Annotated in this window: 15 protein-coding genes; 8 read left to right on the top strand and 7 right to left on the bottom strand. The window is 46.2% G+C overall.

Annotation, left to right across the window (positions count from 1 at the left end; translation table 11 throughout):
* Positions 1-5: 5 nt before the first annotated feature.
* Complete coding sequence (locus tag BGM27_RS12465) at positions 6-1,112, top strand: GerAB/ArcD/ProY family transporter (protein WP_217031266.1); 1,107 nt, start codon at positions 6-8, stop codon at positions 1,110-1,112.
* Entirely contained in the window at positions 1,109-2,239 is a 1,131-nt protein-coding gene (locus tag BGM27_RS12460; protein ID WP_007407507.1) for a Ger(x)C family spore germination protein, read from the top strand. The genes BGM27_RS12465 and BGM27_RS12460 overlap by 4 nt, the downstream gene beginning before the upstream one ends.
* Positions 2,240-2,242: 3 nt before the next feature.
* On the opposite strand, the gene BGM27_RS12455 is transcribed toward BGM27_RS12460, so the two are convergent.
* Positions 2,243-3,655 (bottom strand): bifunctional glycosyltransferase family 2 protein/class I SAM-dependent methyltransferase, encoded by a 1,413-nt coding sequence (locus BGM27_RS12455; protein WP_007407508.1) that lies wholly within the window; start codon positions 3,653-3,655, stop codon positions 2,243-2,245.
* A 92-nt stretch (positions 3,656-3,747) separates the two neighbouring features.
* Positions 3,748-5,124, bottom strand: a complete 1,377-nt coding sequence (locus tag BGM27_RS12450) for a sugar porter family MFS transporter (RefSeq protein ID WP_007407509.1) — start codon at positions 5,122-5,124, stop codon at positions 3,748-3,750.
* A 302-nt stretch (positions 5,125-5,426) separates the two neighbouring features.
* On the opposite strand from BGM27_RS12450, the gene BGM27_RS12445 reads away from it, so the two are divergent.
* From BGM27_RS12445 to BGM27_RS12435, 3 genes are all read left to right on the top strand, one after another.
* Positions 5,427-6,413 (top strand): LCP family protein, encoded by a 987-nt coding sequence (locus BGM27_RS12445; RefSeq protein WP_007407510.1) that lies wholly within the window; start codon positions 5,427-5,429, stop codon positions 6,411-6,413.
* 153 nt (positions 6,414-6,566) lie between these two features.
* A complete protein-coding gene (locus tag BGM27_RS12440; protein WP_007407511.1) occupies positions 6,567-7,424 on the top strand; it encodes a Cof-type HAD-IIB family hydrolase in 858 nt (285 codons plus the stop codon).
* A gap of 105 nt (positions 7,425-7,529) precedes the next feature.
* Positions 7,530-8,255 carry a sunset domain-containing protein gene (locus BGM27_RS12435; RefSeq protein ID WP_007407513.1) on the top strand — a complete coding sequence of 242 codons (726 nt, stop codon included), beginning with the start codon at positions 7,530-7,532 and terminating at the stop codon, positions 8,253-8,255.
* Between the two features lie 38 nt (positions 8,256-8,293).
* Here BGM27_RS12435 and BGM27_RS12430 read toward each other — a convergent pair whose 3' ends face one another.
* From BGM27_RS12430 to pgsB, 5 genes are all read right to left on the bottom strand, one after another.
* Complete coding sequence (locus tag BGM27_RS12430) at positions 8,294-9,529, bottom strand: C40 family peptidase (protein ID WP_020954343.1); 1,236 nt, start codon at positions 9,527-9,529, stop codon at positions 8,294-8,296.
* A gap of 150 nt (positions 9,530-9,679) precedes the next feature.
* Positions 9,680-9,841 carry an extrachromosomal elements maintenance protein EdmS gene (gene edmS / locus BGM27_RS12425; protein ID WP_003151344.1) on the bottom strand — a complete coding sequence of 54 codons (162 nt, stop codon included), beginning with the start codon at positions 9,839-9,841 and terminating at the stop codon, positions 9,680-9,682.
* A gap of 7 nt (positions 9,842-9,848) precedes the next feature.
* Positions 9,849-10,997 (bottom strand): CapA family protein, encoded by a 1,149-nt coding sequence (locus BGM27_RS12420; protein ID WP_017418784.1) that lies wholly within the window; start codon positions 10,995-10,997, stop codon positions 9,849-9,851.
* Positions 10,998-11,015: 18 nt separating this feature from the next.
* Entirely contained in the window at positions 11,016-11,465 is a 450-nt protein-coding gene (gene pgsC, locus BGM27_RS12415) for a poly-gamma-glutamate biosynthesis protein PgsC (RefSeq protein WP_003151340.1), read from the bottom strand.
* A 14-nt stretch (positions 11,466-11,479) separates the two neighbouring features.
* Complete coding sequence (gene pgsB / locus BGM27_RS12410) at positions 11,480-12,661, bottom strand: poly-gamma-glutamate synthase PgsB (RefSeq protein ID WP_003151337.1); 1,182 nt, start codon at positions 12,659-12,661, stop codon at positions 11,480-11,482.
* A gap of 731 nt (positions 12,662-13,392) precedes the next feature.
* On the opposite strand from pgsB, the gene BGM27_RS12405 reads away from it, so the two are divergent.
* The 3 genes from BGM27_RS12405 to BGM27_RS12395 are packed head-to-tail and all read left to right on the top strand — an operon-like array spanning position 13,393 to position 17,066.
* Entirely contained in the window at positions 13,393-14,862 is a 1,470-nt protein-coding gene (locus BGM27_RS12405; protein WP_007407516.1) for a spore germination protein, read from the top strand.
* The gene (locus BGM27_RS12400) at positions 14,852-15,943 is read left to right on the top strand and encodes a GerAB/ArcD/ProY family transporter (protein ID WP_007407517.1); all 1,092 of its coding nucleotides are present in this window, start codon (positions 14,852-14,854) and stop codon (positions 15,941-15,943) included. The genes BGM27_RS12405 and BGM27_RS12400 overlap by 11 nt, the downstream gene beginning before the upstream one ends.
* Positions 15,933-17,066 carry a Ger(x)C family spore germination protein gene (locus BGM27_RS12395; RefSeq protein ID WP_007407518.1) on the top strand — a complete coding sequence of 378 codons (1,134 nt, stop codon included), beginning with the start codon at positions 15,933-15,935 and terminating at the stop codon, positions 17,064-17,066. The genes BGM27_RS12400 and BGM27_RS12395 overlap by 11 nt, the downstream gene beginning before the upstream one ends.
* The last annotated feature ends 10 nt before the right edge of the window (positions 17,067-17,076 follow it).

Here is a 17,076-nt window from a genome sequence, read left to right as displayed (position 1 = left end):
TCCCCATGAAAAAACCGGAAGACAAGCTGTCGTTTATGCAGACACTTCTCATGGTAAGCGGAACAATGATCGGAGCGGGCGTGTTAACACTGCCGCGCTCCGCCGCAACAGCGGACAGTCCGAGCGGATGGATCATTATTCTTGTGCAGAGTGTCGTGTTTATCGGCATCGTCCTGCTCTTTATGCCGTTTTTGCAGAAAAACAGCGGGGAAACCATTTATGAGCTGAATCAAAGCATCATGGGCCGCGCTATCGGTTCTCTTTTGAATTTATTCATCAGCTGTTATTTTGTCGTCACCGTCTGTTTTCAAGCCCGTTTTCTCGGTGAAGTCATCAATTACTTTTTACTGAAAAATACGCCGATGGGTGTCGTCATATTCATCTTTCTGGCGGTCGGCATTTACCATGTGACCGGCGGGGTCTATCCCATTTCAAAGCTTTATGCCTATCTGTTTCCGATTGCGATCGTCATTCTGATTACGCTGCTCATATTCAGTTTGAGACTTTTTAAGCTGGATTTCGTCCGCCCGGTCATGGAAGGAGGCTACAAAAGCTTTTTTGAGCTGTTTCCGCGGACCCTTCTGTATTTTTCGGGACTTGAGGTGATTCTTTATCTGGTGCCGTTTATGAAAAACCCGAAGCAGGCGAAAAAGGCGGCTGTCTTCGGCATCGCAGGCGCGAGCATTTTTTACAGCTTTACGCTGCTTGTCGTCATCGGCTGTATGTCGGTCGCTGAAGCCAAAACGGTGACGTATCCGACCATTTCCCTGATTCATGCCTTGGAAATCCGGGGCATTTTCATAGCGCGGTTTGATATCTTTCTTTTAATTACGTGGACATGCCAGCAGTTCACCTGTATGCTCGGTTCTTTTAAAGGGGCGCATCTCGGATTAAACACCATTTTCAAACTGAAAAATAAAAACAATGCCTGGCTGCTGGGAGGCTTATTGGCAGTGACATTCGGCCTTTCAATGTACCCCGATGATATCAACAGTGTGTTTGCATTCGCGAATATTCTCGGGTATACGTTTTTTGCCGTCATTATGATTCCTTTTCTCATCTGGTTTGTCAGCTGGATGAAAAAAATAGCCGGGAGGAAACAGACGTCATGACACTTTTCATAAAATGGACGGCGGCGCTTTTCATACTGATGACGCTTTCAGGATGCTGGGACGCGAAGGAAGTCGAAAAGCTATCTTTCGCCCGGGGACTGGCGATAGACGAGACGAGTGACCGCCGATATAAATTAACCTATCAAAACCTGCTGCCCCAAAGTGAAAACAGCCAGGCTTCCGGCCGGCCCGTGTTTGTCAATGTGACGACGCGGGGGGATACCATTCTTGAAGCCGTCAGTGAAGTCTCTTTAAAAGATCCGCCTGTTTACAGCGATCATTTAAAAGTGCTGATATTCAGCGACAAATTGCTGGCCGACCAAAATATACTGCAGATGATGAATCATTTTATCCGCGATGATGAATTAAGGCGGAGCAGCTATCTCTTCGCGGCAAGAGGAAAAGCGTCCGATATTCTGACGGAGCCGACGCCGAATCAGCAGCAGCCCATGGCCGCGGAAAAGCTGATCGACCTTACGAACAACGGCGGCTACAACGGGAAGATTTTAAAACCGCTCCGAATCGGGAGAGCTTCGATTTACTGCCATAATAAACTCAGTTTTCTCATTCAGGCCGTCAGCAATCAAAAAGGAAAAACGGTGTATGACGGAGCGGCCATTATCAAAAACGCAAAACAAAACAGATTGGCGGGCTTTCTGTCATCATACGAAATACAGAGCCTGAATTGGCTGATGGGGACGATACGGGGCGGCGTGCTGCCCGCTTTGGATAAAGGGGGGCACCCGATTACCTTCGAGATCAAAAAATCAACATCCGCCATCACTCCCAGGCTGAAAAACGGGAAGCTGTCATTTCATGTAGCGGTAAAAACAAAAGGACTTTTGTCAGAGGACCAATATGCCGGAGAAGATTCATTCGATCAGCACTATTTAAACGGGCTGGAAAAGATTTTCGAAAAAAAACTGAAAAGCGATGTGAAAGAAGTCATCGATAAGCTGCAGAATCAATATGAAACGGACCCTGTATTCTTTTCTGACAGAGTCCGCATTCAATATCCCGACTATTGGAAGAAAGTAAAGCATCATTGGGATGAGACCTTCTCCGAAGCGGCCTTTGACTATGATGTTTCCATTCAGATTACCAACTTCGGAACGATGGGACGGTAGCCTTCAGCCTGTTTTTTCGACACGGAGGAGAATCTGATAAATCCGGCTTTGTTCGGGCAGCTGTATCACCGGAAATTGCATCGATTGCGCCATTCGTGTGATTTCCTGTAAAAACAGCTGCACCCGCTCATCCACGTGAACATACGTATAGGACTGCTTTTTCACAGCAAATGTCTCTTCCGGAAAGAGCGTGCGCACCGTCTGCGGCGTAAAAAACCGTAAGTGGGTGCGGTCGAGAATGCCGGCGTCTCTGTATGTCCAGTCACCGAGCAGAAGCGGAAACAGCGCTTCGGCGTGGGAAATATTCGGAATGCTGCAAACGATTGATCCGGCAGGCGACAAATAGGATGAGTACGTTTCAATGACGCGCCACGGGTCTTTTAAGTGCTCAAGGATGTCGGCGAAAATGATGCAATCAAAAAAACCCTCCGGATAAGGCAGCTTCACTTCTTCGACATCTTCCTGCAGAACCGCTTCATAGTGTCCTTTTGCCGCTTGCGCCGCCAGCGGGTGCAGTTCTATTCCGTACAGTTCGCAAGGCTGTCTGTTTTGAAGTTCCAGCCCCGTAGCCCCCGCGCCGCAGCCGACATCAAGTATCCGTTTCGCCTCCCGGGGAACGAGCTCCGCAATTTCCGGTCTCGGATGAGTAAAGTACGTAAAATCAGTGCCCCATTTTTCCGTAAAACGCTGGCGGTTCTCCGAATATAACTGATTGATATTGATATCCTGATTAGCCGTAAACGTCGCGTGCCCGTGGTGATGCACAAAGGCATCGAGGGCGATGTGCAGGCTGTAGCCTTTTTGCAGGGCGCGCAGACATAGGTCATCATCTTCAAAAGAACCGTATCCGAATTGTTCATCGAACGGGCCGATGTCTTCAATGACGCTTCTTTTCACCAGAAGACAGAAACCGACAAGGCGCAGCACCCGCTTTGTATGATGCTTTTCCCGTGCGCAATATGCCTCCGCGAATGGCTCCAGCTCATCAAGCGATTGATACGCGTCGTGGATCATTTGCGCGCCGCTGACATAGTTGCTGACGGGCCCGACCATACCGGTTTTTTCAGATTGATACAGCACCCTCAGCATGGAGGTGAGCCAATTTTTCGTGACCATCGTATCGTTGTTCAGAAACAGCAGATTTTCTCCCCCTGCCGCTTCGATTCCCTGGTTGCACCCCTTGGCGAACCCGAGGTTTTTTTCATTTAGGATGACTTTGACGTCAGGCAGATTTGATATGTATTCTCTCGTTCCGTCTGAGGAACCGTTGTCAACTATAATCAGTTCAATCTTATCTTTGTCGGTGTATCGTTCAATGCTGGCCAGACATTTTTTCGTCAGCTCAAGTTCATTATATGTAAGGATAATAATACTCGTTTTCACCGGCATCCCCGCCTTTATCGTGACTTTATACAACGTATGACATATCCCCGTCATTTATGTGACCGGGCGCCCGCACGGCATCCGTTTTTAGGGGCCGGTGAATAACCGCCCCCTAAAACTGAATATTACGGATGAACTGTCCGCCGATTTGATTCTGATCCCGAGCCTCCGTTACGGCTTTTCAGATCCTGCTCAATTTCTTCAAGGCTTTTCCCCTTCGTCTCGGTCACTTTAAACCGGACGAACAGGAATGCCAGTATCCCGATCGCGGCATAAATGAGAAATAAATAGCTGATGCCGACTGCTTCCATTAACATCGGATAGGTTAATGAGACAATCAATGTTCCGGCATGCAGCATTAAAGTGGAGACACCCGTCCCGATACCCCGGACATGCAGCGGGAATAATTCAGGAAGCATGACCCACACAGCAGGCCCCCAGCTGACCGCAAATACAATGATAAACAGGCCTAAACAAATCACCGTTGTCCATGATGCGGCTGCTGAATGTTCAAAGAAAAGATTGACCGCGGCCAATACGAGCAGACTGATGACCATGCCCGCATTTCCGGCCAGCAGCAGCGGCTTCCGGCCAATTTTATCAATGACTTTAATAGCCGCAAGCGTCATGATGACATTGACGGCGCCGATTCCGACCGTTCCCAATATAGACGCGGAATTGCCGAACCCCACACTGGTAAATGTTTTAGGGGCGTAATAAATAATTGTATTTGTCCCGATGAATTGCTGCAAAAAGGCAAGTCCGAGGCCGGCAATCAGCGCGGGTCTCACCCACGGCTCAAACAATTCTTTCAAGCCGCCTTCGTTTTCCTTTTCCGCTTCTTTCATCTGATCAATCTCATCATCAATATTCTTCGTTCCCCGCAATGATGAAAGGATTTCTCTTGCTTTCTCTTCTTTGCCGATCGTAAACAGCCAGCGCGGGCTTTCCGGCATAAATAGGATTCCGATCAGCAGAATGACTGACGGCACAACCGCAAGTCCAAGCATCCAGCGCCAAGCGCCTGCATCGGCAAATATATAGTTCACGATATAAGAAACGAGGATTCCGACCGTAATCATCAGCTGATTCAGCGAAGAAAGCGCCCCTCGTTTATGCTTCGGAGCCAGCTCCGATAAATAGAGCGGAACGATCGTTGTAGATGTTCCGACAGCCAGTCCGAGAATGATCCGGAAAAGAACCATCACCTCTGTATTCGGGGCAAAAGCGACTCCTAAACCGCCTATACAAAACAGCAGCGCCGCTCCCATGATGGCCTTCCGCCTGCCGAACCGGTCGGTCAGTTTGCCGGCGAATCCCGATCCGAGAATCGCCCCCGCCAATAACGAACTGACGACGAGGCCTTCTGTAAAGGCGTTCAGTCCCAGTTCTTTTTTCATAAATAAAATAGCTCCGGAAATGACTCCGGTATCATATCCGTATAACGCGCCGCCGAGTGCGCCGAAAAAATAGAGCCATTTATTCGAGTGTATGCTTTTCATGTTATAGACTCCCTTCATCCAACGCTGTATCCGCGCGGAATTGTTCTACTGCTTCTTTTGCCTGTTTCCGTCCGTTTCAAACCTTCCGCACCGTTAATATCCATTATTTTACTAATTATTTTTTACAAAGCGACGAAACATTTCCCGCTTCCTGCCGTCCAATATAATGTGAACCTGATGCAAAAATAACAGTAGATGTTGTCGAAATAGAGAGAAAGATTTGGAATTTTCTCATTTGCAGAGTTGCTCCAAGTCAACAATTATGGTACGCTTCACAAAGAATAGAAACGAGAGGTAATGATATGGAAGAACGATCTCAACGCAGAAAAAAGAAAAGACGCCTCAGAAAATGGGTGAAATTTGTACTGGTATTCGCCGCTTTCTTATTGGTGATCGCCGGTTCCGTCGGCACCTACGCATTTGTGAAATTGAATAATGCGACCAAAGAAGCGCACGTCAGCCTTGACCGCGGCGACCAGTCCGTAAAACGGATCAAAGAATTTGACCCGAAGAAGGATTCTTTCACCGTATTGCTTTTAGGAATAGACGCCCGTGACAATAAGGGCGAATCAGTAGATGACGCAAGAAGTGACGCCAACGTGCTCGTCACCTTCAACCGGAAAAAGAAAACAGCGACGATGCTCAGCATTCCGCGGGATTCCTATGTCAACATCCCGGGACACGGCTATGACAAATTCGCGCACGCACATGCTTACGGCGGTTATAATTTAACTTATAAAACAGTAGAAAACATGCTTGATATTCCGGTAGATTATGTGGTTGAGAGCAACTTCGACGCGTTCCGCGATGTCGTCAATGAGTTGAACGGCGTTACGGTAAATGTGAAAAGCCAGAAAATTGCCGATCGTATTAAAGTCGATACAAAAGGAAAAGTCGTGCTGAAGCCGGGCGTCCAGACGCTTGACGGTGAGCAGGCACTGGCTTATGTAAGAACACGCAAAGCGGACACCGATCTGATGCGCGGACAAAGACAGATGGAAGTGCTGAGCGCCATTATTAAAAAATCTAAATCGTTAAGCTCGATCCCTTCTTATGACGATATCGTCGACAGCTTAGGGAAAAACTTAAAAATGAACTTATCTCTTAATGACGCCATCGGTCTGTTCCCGTTTATCACATCGCTGAAATCGGTGGATTCTTTGCAGCTGACAGGTTCAGACAGCTATATTTACACTCCTCAGTACGGCAAAAATATTTATTACTTCAAGCTGAATGAGGAAAACCTTCAAGAAGTAAAAACAAAATTAAAAAATGATTTAAACGCGTAAGACGTCACGGCAGGATTAGCAAATCCCGCCGTTTTTCTGTTGAAAAAAAGGACATGAAGGTATAGCCTTTAACTGACGGCTTTCTGCTGATTTCGCACAAAGCTGAACATACTACATGAAGCAGCTTTATTTTTAAGGAGGGCATCCATACATATGAAATTGATAGCCATTGACTTAGACGGCACATTACTGAACTCGGACAGTGTGATTTCTCCGGAAAACAGAGCGGCTTTACAAAGAGCGGATGAAGCGGGCATTCTCGTGGCCATCTGCACGGGCAGAGCCACGTTTGATGTAAAAGCGCTCTTGAAGGATTTAGATATTCCGATCATTGCGGCAAACGGCGGGACAGTCCATGACAAAGGATACCGCCTCGTCAGCCGGCTCTTAATGGATCAGCAGGCCGGGAAGGATATCGCCGCTTATTTAACGGACAAAGACATTTACTTTGAGGTCTATACAGATGATCATCTGCTGTCCCCATTTGACGGCGAGTCCAAACTGCAGGCAGAACTGGATATTCTGAAAAGCGCCAATCCTAAGGAAGATATTCATACATTATGGGAGGGCGCAAAGACGCAGTTCAAACAATTCGGCATTAAACCCGTACAGGATATACAGGCGATTTTTAACGGAGACGAACATGTTTACAAGCTTCTTTGTTTCTCTTTTGATATGGAAAAACTGAGAAACGCCAAAGAAGAAATTACACATCATCCGAAATTATCCCAGACATCTTCCGGAAAACACATTATCGAAATCCTCCCTGCCGGTTCCGGAAAGGGACGTGCTCTGACGGAGCTTGCCTCACTGTACGGAATTGAAAAACAAGATATTTACGCCATCGGCGACAGCCCGAATGATTTCTCCATGTTTGAAGCGGCGGGAAATCGCATCGCCATGGGCAATGCGATTGATGAACTGAAGGAAAAAAGCACGTATATTACAAAAAGCAACGATGAAAACGGCGTCGCATATTTCATCAACCGGCTTCTCGACAACGATCAATAAAAGGAAAAAGCCAGGTCTTTCACGGCCTGGCTTTTCACGTTTCCCAAAAAAGAAATTCCCAAAAATGAAAATAAATTGTAAGATAAAGAAAAAAGGAGTTTCATGATGTCGAATGCAATCGCTATCATAGGATGTTTAGCTTTTCTCTGCGCAGTCGGATACGGAATTTTCCACCTCATATGCAAAGCTGCCAAAAAAGAAAAACGTTTTTCAAAAAAGCTGTTTTGGCCCCTTCTCATCGGCGGATTTATCCTGCTTCTGACCGGCGCCTCCCTCGCAGAGCCGGACGCCTCGGCCGTGAAGGCAGAGGAGAAATACAGCACCCTTGATACCGCTTATCAAAAACTAACGAAGGAACACCAGGCGCTTGAGAAAAAATATGAAAGCATCAGTGCCGCGGCCGAAAAGGAGAAATCCGAAGCCGAAGCCGGCAATGAAGAAAAACTCAGCAAACTCAGCCAAGAGATAAGCGAGCTGAAAAAAACAAACAAATCACTCAAACAAGACAATGAGACATTAAAAAATTCACAAAAGAAGCTCGAAAAGACCGCTGAAACGCTTCAGTCAGAAAATAAAACTTTAAAGCGGCAGAAAGCAGAAACAAAAACATCCGAAAACACGGAAACGGCGCAAAACAACGCCCCTTCCTCCGGCGGACATGCCGAAACGAAAGCAGCCGGCACCTCACAGGGATGCGACATTAAAGGCAGCCGGAACGGCATTTATCACACGCCGGGAAGTACATACTACGACCGGACGACAGATCCCGCGGAAATGTTCTGTTCCGTAGAGGATGCGGTAGCGGCCGGATACAGAGCGCCGAAACGGTAAAAGAAAAAGACGTCAGAGACACTCTCTGACGTCTTTTTTTACGGAAGCCGGATGCCGCCCGCATATTTGTCCTTCCAATAAGCGCTTGTGTTCATATTTGTTATGGTAACGCCTGCGGACACGGTGACATGAATCACTTGTCCGTTCCCGATATAAATGGCCGGATTCAGGCTTTCCGCTTTAAAGAAGACCAGATCGCCGGGCTTCAGATCTTGTTTATCGACCGGAACGCCCGCCTGCATCTGCTTGTCCGCATAACGCGGCAGGCTGATTCCTTTCGCTTTTTGATAGATGTATTGAACAAATCCCGCCGTATCAAAGCCGGTTTCCGGTGAAACGCCGCCTTTCAGATAAGAAATTCCGATATGATCGGCCGCTGTGGACACAACGGGATTTTCTTTAGAAATGGCTAAATTGCTGAATCGGCGCACCCCTGTAAAATGTTTTTTCCAGTAATCTTCCGACAAGTAAGAAATGGTGACTTTTGCGGAGCGGCTCGCTTGGATGAACCTTCCCTCTCCCGCATAAATGCCCGCATGGGAAATTCCTTTTTTATACGTGTCGCTGAAATAAATCACGTCCCCGGGCTTTATGCCGCTCAGTTTGATTTTCTCACCGACCAGCCACTGCTGTTCCGCTGATCTCGGCAGGTAAATGTGAAGCTTGTTTTCAAAAACATATTGGACCAGCCCCGAACAGTCGAATCCCTCCTCGGGCGTGCTTCCGCCGAATACATACGGAATGTCGAGGTAACGGGCTGCCTCCTGAACGATCGGGTCATCAGCCAGTTCCGGATCTTTTGTCATCCGCTTTGCGCCAAGATATAAATTCATCCAATAACTGCTTTTTTGAAACCGTGTGACGGTTACGCCTTCTGACGGAGAACTGTGTATCATCTCTCCGTTTCCGATATAAAGACCGTCATGGACGGGCGCGTTTTGTGTTGAATCCGACTTTTTGAAAAACACAAGATCTCCCGGTAAAAGGTCATTTTCTTTGACGGCGGTTCCAATCTTCCATTGATCACTGACCGTTCTCGGCAGATGGATGTTCTGCCTGGTGAAAAGATAATGCATCAATCCGGACGGGTCAAAACCGTCCTCAGGCTCTTCGCCTCCGTAAACATATTTATTTCCGACAAGTTTTTGCGCGTCTGAAACCATCAGGACAGAAACTTGAGAATCCGCTTCAGCAATTTCCGTTCTCGTTACTGCGGGTGCCACAAGACAAATCATAAGGCCGGCAAGGATGTACTTCCTCCAGCTTGTGAGCATGTTTTCTATTCACTCTCCTCATTTTTAGTAGTTTTTACATCGGTAACTTTTAACAAATGTTTAGGAGAGCACACAAAAAAAGAATGCCCGTTATGGGCATTCTTTACTGGATTCGGAACAAACAATATGCCGGCAAGCGGAATCATGCGCTTATTTTGCGCCCGCTGTGTCCTCTTGCTGAATTTTTTGCATTTCCGTGTCAATTTTTTGTTTTTCCTGATCTGTGAGCTGATCATTGTATTTAAACGCTGACATAAACATAAATACCATAATGATCGCGGCAAACGGCCATCCCGCTTTAATGATTTTCATTTGTTTTTCACTCCGCTTTCTTTTTTAAGATATCGCTGTGATCCACATCAAACGTTAATTTTCCATCCTTGACGCTCCACTTGAAATTCGATTCTTTCGTCAGTTCACGTACGATTGTTTTATGATTGATGCTGCCTTTTTTAACCGGTGCAGGCGTTGCTTCATGAATATTCATCGGCGTGACTTCAAAGCGTCCCGTGCCGTTTTTCTGCAGATGATATTGAACAAGCGCCGTGTCTCTCGTTCTTGTCCACCCCTGGTCGAATACGAAGTTGCCCAGGCTGTAGAAAATAACAGTGCCGTGGTACATTTCGATCGGTTCTAGCACGTGCGGATGGTGTCCGACGATAATATCCGCTCCGGCATCTGACATTGCTCTTGCCAATTGGCGCTGTCTGTCATTCGGATCATTATCGTATTCCTGTCCCCAGTGTGTTTGAACAATGACAAGATCGGCTTTCTTTTTGGCTTTAGAAATCATCGGAATAAACAGCTCTGGATCGGCCGGAAGCACACCCGGCGCATTTCGTTTAGCTGCAAAGCCTTTTCCGGAAACATCAGTGAAACCCAGTGTTGCGATTTTGATTCCGTTTACATCTTGATACGAAATGTTCTGCTCGGCTTCCTTCAGCGTGAGGCCCGCGCCGACAAGTTCAAGATTTTGCTTTGAAAACTCTTCAACCGTATCCCGCATTCCTTGAGGGCCGTAATCCATCGCATGGTTGTTGGCTGCCGTGAGCACGGTGAAATTCATGTCCTTCAATACTTTTACGGCATCTTTGTTTGACTGAAGGTGGATATTTTTTTCTGCTTCTTTGTAGTTCTTTTTATATGTAACCGGGTTTTCAAAGTTCCCCGACACATAGTCGGATGCTTCGAAGAATGGCTTTGCGTAACGGAAGACACTCTCCGTGCCTTTATGCTTTGTCACTTTCTCGACATTCCGGCCCATCATAATATCTCCGACGAATGAGGCTGATACAAGGTCATCGGCATTTCTTTTCACACTCGGCGTTTCCGCCTTCCCTGTCAGGATGCAGACGAACATCAGGCAAAAGACGATCGGCAGCGCGATAAAAACGTGAAGATTGGTCTTCTTTTTCTGCTGTTTGGTCAGCTTCAGCAGTTTTTCTTGAAAGCTTAATTGTTTTTTCATCGTTTGACACACCTTACATTAGATTAAGTAGTAAGCAAACATAATGGCAAAAGTTGCGCCGCTTAAGAACAGCGTGCTGGCAAATGTAATCGTTAATCCCTGTTTCTGAATGGTATTGGCGATCAGACCCGGTACGATGATACCGATTCCTCGGAATTCTGATATCTCAAACGGTACGATCGGGTAAAGGAAATCAAGGGCGATTTTTAAGCAGATTCCCGTTATCAGCATAGCTGCGAATTTTCTGCGTCCGTACAAAATCATAAATCTGGATAAACCGTATTTGACGATCACGTATGTAAGAAGACTCACTAACAATACGAGTAAAATAAAGACCGGCTGGTTAAAAACGAGCCCTAAATAACCCGGCACGACTAAACCGGCAGGTACGATACCTGTTTTTTCCGCGAAAATTAAACTGATTAACACGCCTAAAATAAGTGAGATGTATAAATCTGATCCGAACATTTATCCTTTTCCTCCTAGCTAACGAGCTGTTTCACCTTATACTCTTGAATTTTTTCAATTAATGGTTCCGCTGAACCGTGGATATTGCCGACGCCATATATGACACGGTTTTGCATTCTTGTTTTCAGCACGTCCATGATTTCGTCTGTTGATTTATATTCCAGATCGTGCAATGTATCGGCAGGAATCTTGCCTTCTTCATAAGCTCTGACGATCGGTTCTGTCGTCTCGCCGATGAGTATGAGTTCCTTCGTTTTAATGTACGGAAGCACGTCGTTTGCGAACTGAATCGTTCTGTCCACACGGTCGGCGCGGCAGTTCATGATAACGATCGGTTCATCTGTCGGGTAGCCGATTTCCTTTACACGTTTCCATATATTTAAAGTAGAAGATGCATCATTTGCGGCAAAGCCGTTTACGAAATGACCGGGCTCCTTCGTGCTGAGCAGCGGCAGGATTCTCATGGCGCCAGGATCAGGCGGCGCATTCAGCATTCCTTTAAACGCCGTTTCTTCATCTATCCCAAGAGCCTGGGCAACGCCGAGCGCAAGGGAAGCGTTATCAGGAAAGACCATATATTCAAATTTTCGAAGGTATTCATCTGTAATTTTAGAGTTATCCGCAATAATGACCTCGGTATTCCGCTCTGCGGCTTTTTCTTTAAAGAAGTCTGTGTATTCACTGTCTGTAATGACAAGGTGACCGTTATACGGTATCGTCGCGGTAAATGCTTCAGCGATTTCATCAAGCGTCGGCCCCATGACGTCCATATGGTCTTCAAGCACATTCACGATGACGCCGATGTTGGCTTGAAGGAGTTCTTCCTGAAAGATAATCTGATAATCCGGGTTTACCGCCATACATTCACTGACAATGGCATTGGCGCCCCGTTCTACGGTTTCCTTCATTACTTCTTTTTGCTCGCCGATATTCGGGCCCTGCGGTTTCCGTTTGATCGGTTTCTCCTCAGGTGTATCCCAATAGATCATCCTTGCATCTGTTCCCGTCGTTTTTCCGACTGTTTTGTAGCCCGCCTCCATCAGTATTCCGGTCGTCAGCCTCGTTACGGTTGACTTTCCGCGGATACCATTAATATTGACGCGTACTGGCAGAGCATCGATATTCTTCTGATGCCGCCTTTTTTCAATGATTCCGATGATTAGTACGGCAGCACAGGCTATAATGAGTAACCACATTGATTTTTGACATCTCCTTCTGTATTGATAAATTCATTCATCAGTATATAGCTTCACTATGAATTCTCAATCGGCATTATGTAACATAATCTTCCCGCTTTCACTGAGCCAAACTTCTCTATTAGTGACGCTATTCTTCCTATTATCGAATTGCTTTTTTTGGGAATAGGCAGGACTTCAACCTTACTTCAATTTTTCAAAAGAAAAATGAATGCGTTTACATTTTCACGCAGAAATTCATTTGGATCAATGGAACTATTCGCGTTCCGGAAGAAAAAGATGTAATGATAATCCATCTTTTCCAGCCCGTTTGTATCAGCGTTTTTCGCACTGCGCATACGTTTCGGGACTCTCTGTCCGCTGTGTGCAGACTGCCTGTTTTGTTAAGGATAAGGTCTTAAAGTCATTCATTTTTCCCCCGTATCCTGCTTTCAGTCCCATTCCAAAATAACTAGCGGAATGACTGGTACATGACAGAAAAAGACGGGTCCGGAGTGTTTACAAGAAATACACATTTTATATGCGGAAAGCCTTTCTCCTTTTAAACCATTTACAGGACGTTTATCACTCTTTTGAAATAATTTTAATAAATCTTTATATTCGTTCAAGAAATATTCATCCATAATTGTGAAGTTCTTGGTAAAACATCGAGGAACTCCTCTATTTTATAAAATGCATAAAAAAGGAATACCCGCTGAAAACTACAGATAACCGGGGAAGGAGGCGGTCTGATGTCTGCGGATAAACAAAACAAACGGATTCCCGGCGATTTTGAATCGGCTGTACGGGAAATGCAGGAGCTGATGTGTGTTTGCGGTGATTTTAAAATACGAAGGATCAAACTGCAGGACCGTCATACCGCTTTCTTTTATATTGAACAGATGATAGAAGAACAGAAGCTGAATGAGTTTCTGTTAAGCGACACCCTGCAGAACGGCCCGCTTGAGGAAACGATGAATGCCGTCAGCAGTGCGGAAACGGATGAAACCAGAAAACTCATTGACGGGATTTTGGCCGGACAGGTTGTTTTTCTCAGCGATGCATCGAGAAAAGCGAAGCTGTTTTCCGTCGGGCAGAATCCGCTGCGTTCCATTATGGAACCCGAATCTGAAAGTATCGTCCGCGGCGCCCATGACGGGTTTGTGGAAAGTTTGGAAACGAACATTCATCAGCTGCGGTTTCACATACAGGATCGCCATCTCTCCGTTCATTATATGGATATCGGGGAAAGAGCCAAATCAAAGGTTGCGGTTATCTTTGTTGAGAATATCGCCAATCCGGAGATTGTCGAGGAAGTGAAGCGGCGCCTGTCATACTTGCGTATAGACAGCGTGCTTGCGCCCGGGATTATCGAGGAATCAATAGAAGATAATTCGTTTTCCATTTTTCCGCAGATCATTCATACGGAACGGCCGGATAAAGCAAAAGCATGCGTGATGGAAGGCTGTGTACTGATCATGATGGACGGGAGTCCGTCGGCTTTGATTGCGCCGATCACATTCTTTTCTTTTTTTCAATCTCCGGATGACTACAGCACGAGGTGGATTTCCGCCAGTTTTTTAAGAGTGCTGAGATTTTTCGCCTTTATGATCGCGATTACGCTGCCCGCTTTTTATATCGCGCTGATTGCGTTTCATTTTGAAGTCATTCCCAACGATCTGATTATCACCATGAAAAATTCAATTGTTGATATTCCCTTCCCTCCGCTGATAGAAGCCATGATTATGGAGATTACGATTGAACTGATCCGCGAAGCCGGTATCAGGCTGCCGAAACCGATCAGTCAGACGATCGGCATTGTCGGCGGTCTCGTGATCGGTGACGCAGTCGTTCAGGCGGGACTCATTTCTAATATGATGATTATCGTCGTAGCCGTTACGGCCGTTTCTTCTTTTGTGCTTCCTTCATATGAAATGAGCACGTCCATCCGAACGCTCAGATTTCCGCTTATGTTTCTGGCATCCTCGTTCGGTTTTATCGGCATTGCACTCGGCTTCGGGCTTATTCTGATGAACCTGTGCAAGCTTGAATCACTCGGCGTCCCTTATTTATCATCTCTGACGCCGTTTCATTTCAGCGACTTGAAGGATGCATTTATCCGGCTGCCGGCTTGGTTTATTAAAAGAAGGCCTTTTTATTTGAGACCGCAAGACTCAAAGCAGATGAAACATGTTCGGGGGTGGAGAAAAGATGAAGCCTAAAAAAATAAGCCGGCTTCAAGGCGTGTTTTTCATTAATCAGACGCAGATCAGCATCGGCATTTTGGCGTTGCCCCATTTACTGATGATGAAATCGGGAAGCAGCGGATGGATTTCCATTCTGCTTACCGGATTGCTCGTCCAGCTTACATTCAGCCTGTATATGATATTATTTCACCGGTTTCCGAAGCTGAACCTGTACGAAATGCTGGAGGAGGTGTTCGGAACACTTGCCGGCAAAGGGGTGCAGGTGCTGTATATTTTATATTTCGCGTTTCTCTGCACGCTCATTCTTTCTGTATTTACACGGATATTGGATATCTGGGTGCTCCCTCAGACTCCGAATTGGGTGATCAGCTTAATGCTGATCCTCGGTTCTGTCTATATCGCCCAGGCTCCGCTGAATGCGATCGCCAGGTTCAGCTTTATTTTAACGCCGTTTTTGCTGCTGATCTCTCTGCCGCTTTTATACACGCTGGGAAAAGCCGATATCACATACATTATGCCGATTTTTCACGGAACCGCAAAAGACATGCTTACCGGGGTGCAGCAAACACTTGTCAGCATTACCGGCTTTCAGGCGGCGCTCGTGATCGGGCCCCTAATCAACTGCACCGTCAGCCAGCGCTACAAAATACTGACGATTTCAAACATCTTGATTATCCTTTATTACCTGTATATCACCCTTACTTGCTTTGTCACAATCAGCCCCGAAGAAATAAAAATGATCCCGGAGCCTGTGCTGTACCTGTTAAAAACCGTTTCATTCAGAATTATCGAACGGACGGATCTGCTCTTTTTGACGTTTTGGTTCGTGACCGTCTTTTCAACGCTGGCCAACGTGTTTTACTTGGCAAGCACCGGCATTGCCAAGCTGTTCAATCAAAAAGATCACAGCCGGTTTGTTTATCCGCTGGCCCTGCTCGTCTTCCTTCTGTCTATTTGGGCCACAAGCACAGATAAAACGATACAGCAGCTGGATCAGTTTTTCCGCATTTCCGATATTGTGTTTGTGTATTTGTTTCCTTTGTTTATGGTATTGATTATCCTTGTACGCAAAAAGGGTGTCCGCCATGCGCATTAAAAAAGCGGTTCTTATCAGTCTCATGTGCGCAAGCCTGACACTTGCGGGCTGCTGGGATCAAAATTTGCTGAAAGATATTTCTCTCGTGCTGACCGCAAGCCTTGATGTTGATCATGACGGTAAAAATAAAATCGGCATCACCTATCGGAAGGTTCAGTCCTCCCAGGCGGAACAGGAAACGGGCGGCTCATTCATTACGACGGTGCTCAGCGCTTCCGGGCACACCATCCGTGAAGCGCGGTTTCAATTGGATAAGCTTGTCGACCAGCGCATTGACACGTCCAAGCAAAGAGTCTTATTAATCGGTGAGAAAATGGCGGAAAAACCGCTTTTTCCTTATCTCGATGTCTTTTACAGAGATCCGAAAAGCCCGCTTCTCGCTCATCCGGCGGTTGTAAAAGACGGCGAGGCGATTGAAGTGCTGAAGCTGATCGTCCGGCAGAAATTGATCGTCAGCAAGTATTTAACGAATTTATTAACAAGCGCTAATGCGGAATCAAATATCAGCATGGAGAATTTGCAATCCATCCGTTCAAGCATGCTGACGGCTGATAAGGATTTCGCCCTACCTTATTTATCGATTAACGGACAGACGATAAAGATAGAGGGTTCTGCCCTGTTCAGCGGCCAGCGGAAAGTGACTGAGGTGCTCGGTCAGGATTCAACCCTCCTGACCCTTTTAAGCGGGCAATTTAATAAATCGGCTAATATTAATCTGAAGCTGTGGGACAAATACAAAATGGATATTGAAAATTATCTTTCTCTCGGCATCACGGATGCCACGCGAAAGATTGTATTTATAGATACAGATCCGCAGCATATAAAAGTGAAAATCCGTTTAAAACTGAATGCACGCGTCTTGGAATATCCAAAGGACAAGCTGAATTCTTATACGGCAATCGACCAAATAAACAAACAAGCCTCAGCAAATTTGAACAGCCAGGCCAGATCGGTGATCAGCCATATTCAGGAGCACAACTCGGATATCCTCGGCATCGGCCGGAAATATCAAACCCATTATTATGAGCGGGGCAAGCGGCTTAATTGGCGTAAGGTCTATCCTTCCATCGAGATCATCCCTGATATCAAAGTGAATATCTCACAAATCGGCATCGTGAACTAAAAGAGACCCC

This window comes from Bacillus sp. FJAT-27001 (assembly GCF_019039175.1).
GTDB classification, from domain to species: Bacteria; Bacillota; Bacilli; order Bacillales; family Bacillaceae; genus Bacillus; species Bacillus velezensis.
Note: the sequence above shows the minus strand (reverse complement) of the source record. Positions and strands in the feature narration are given on the sequence as shown.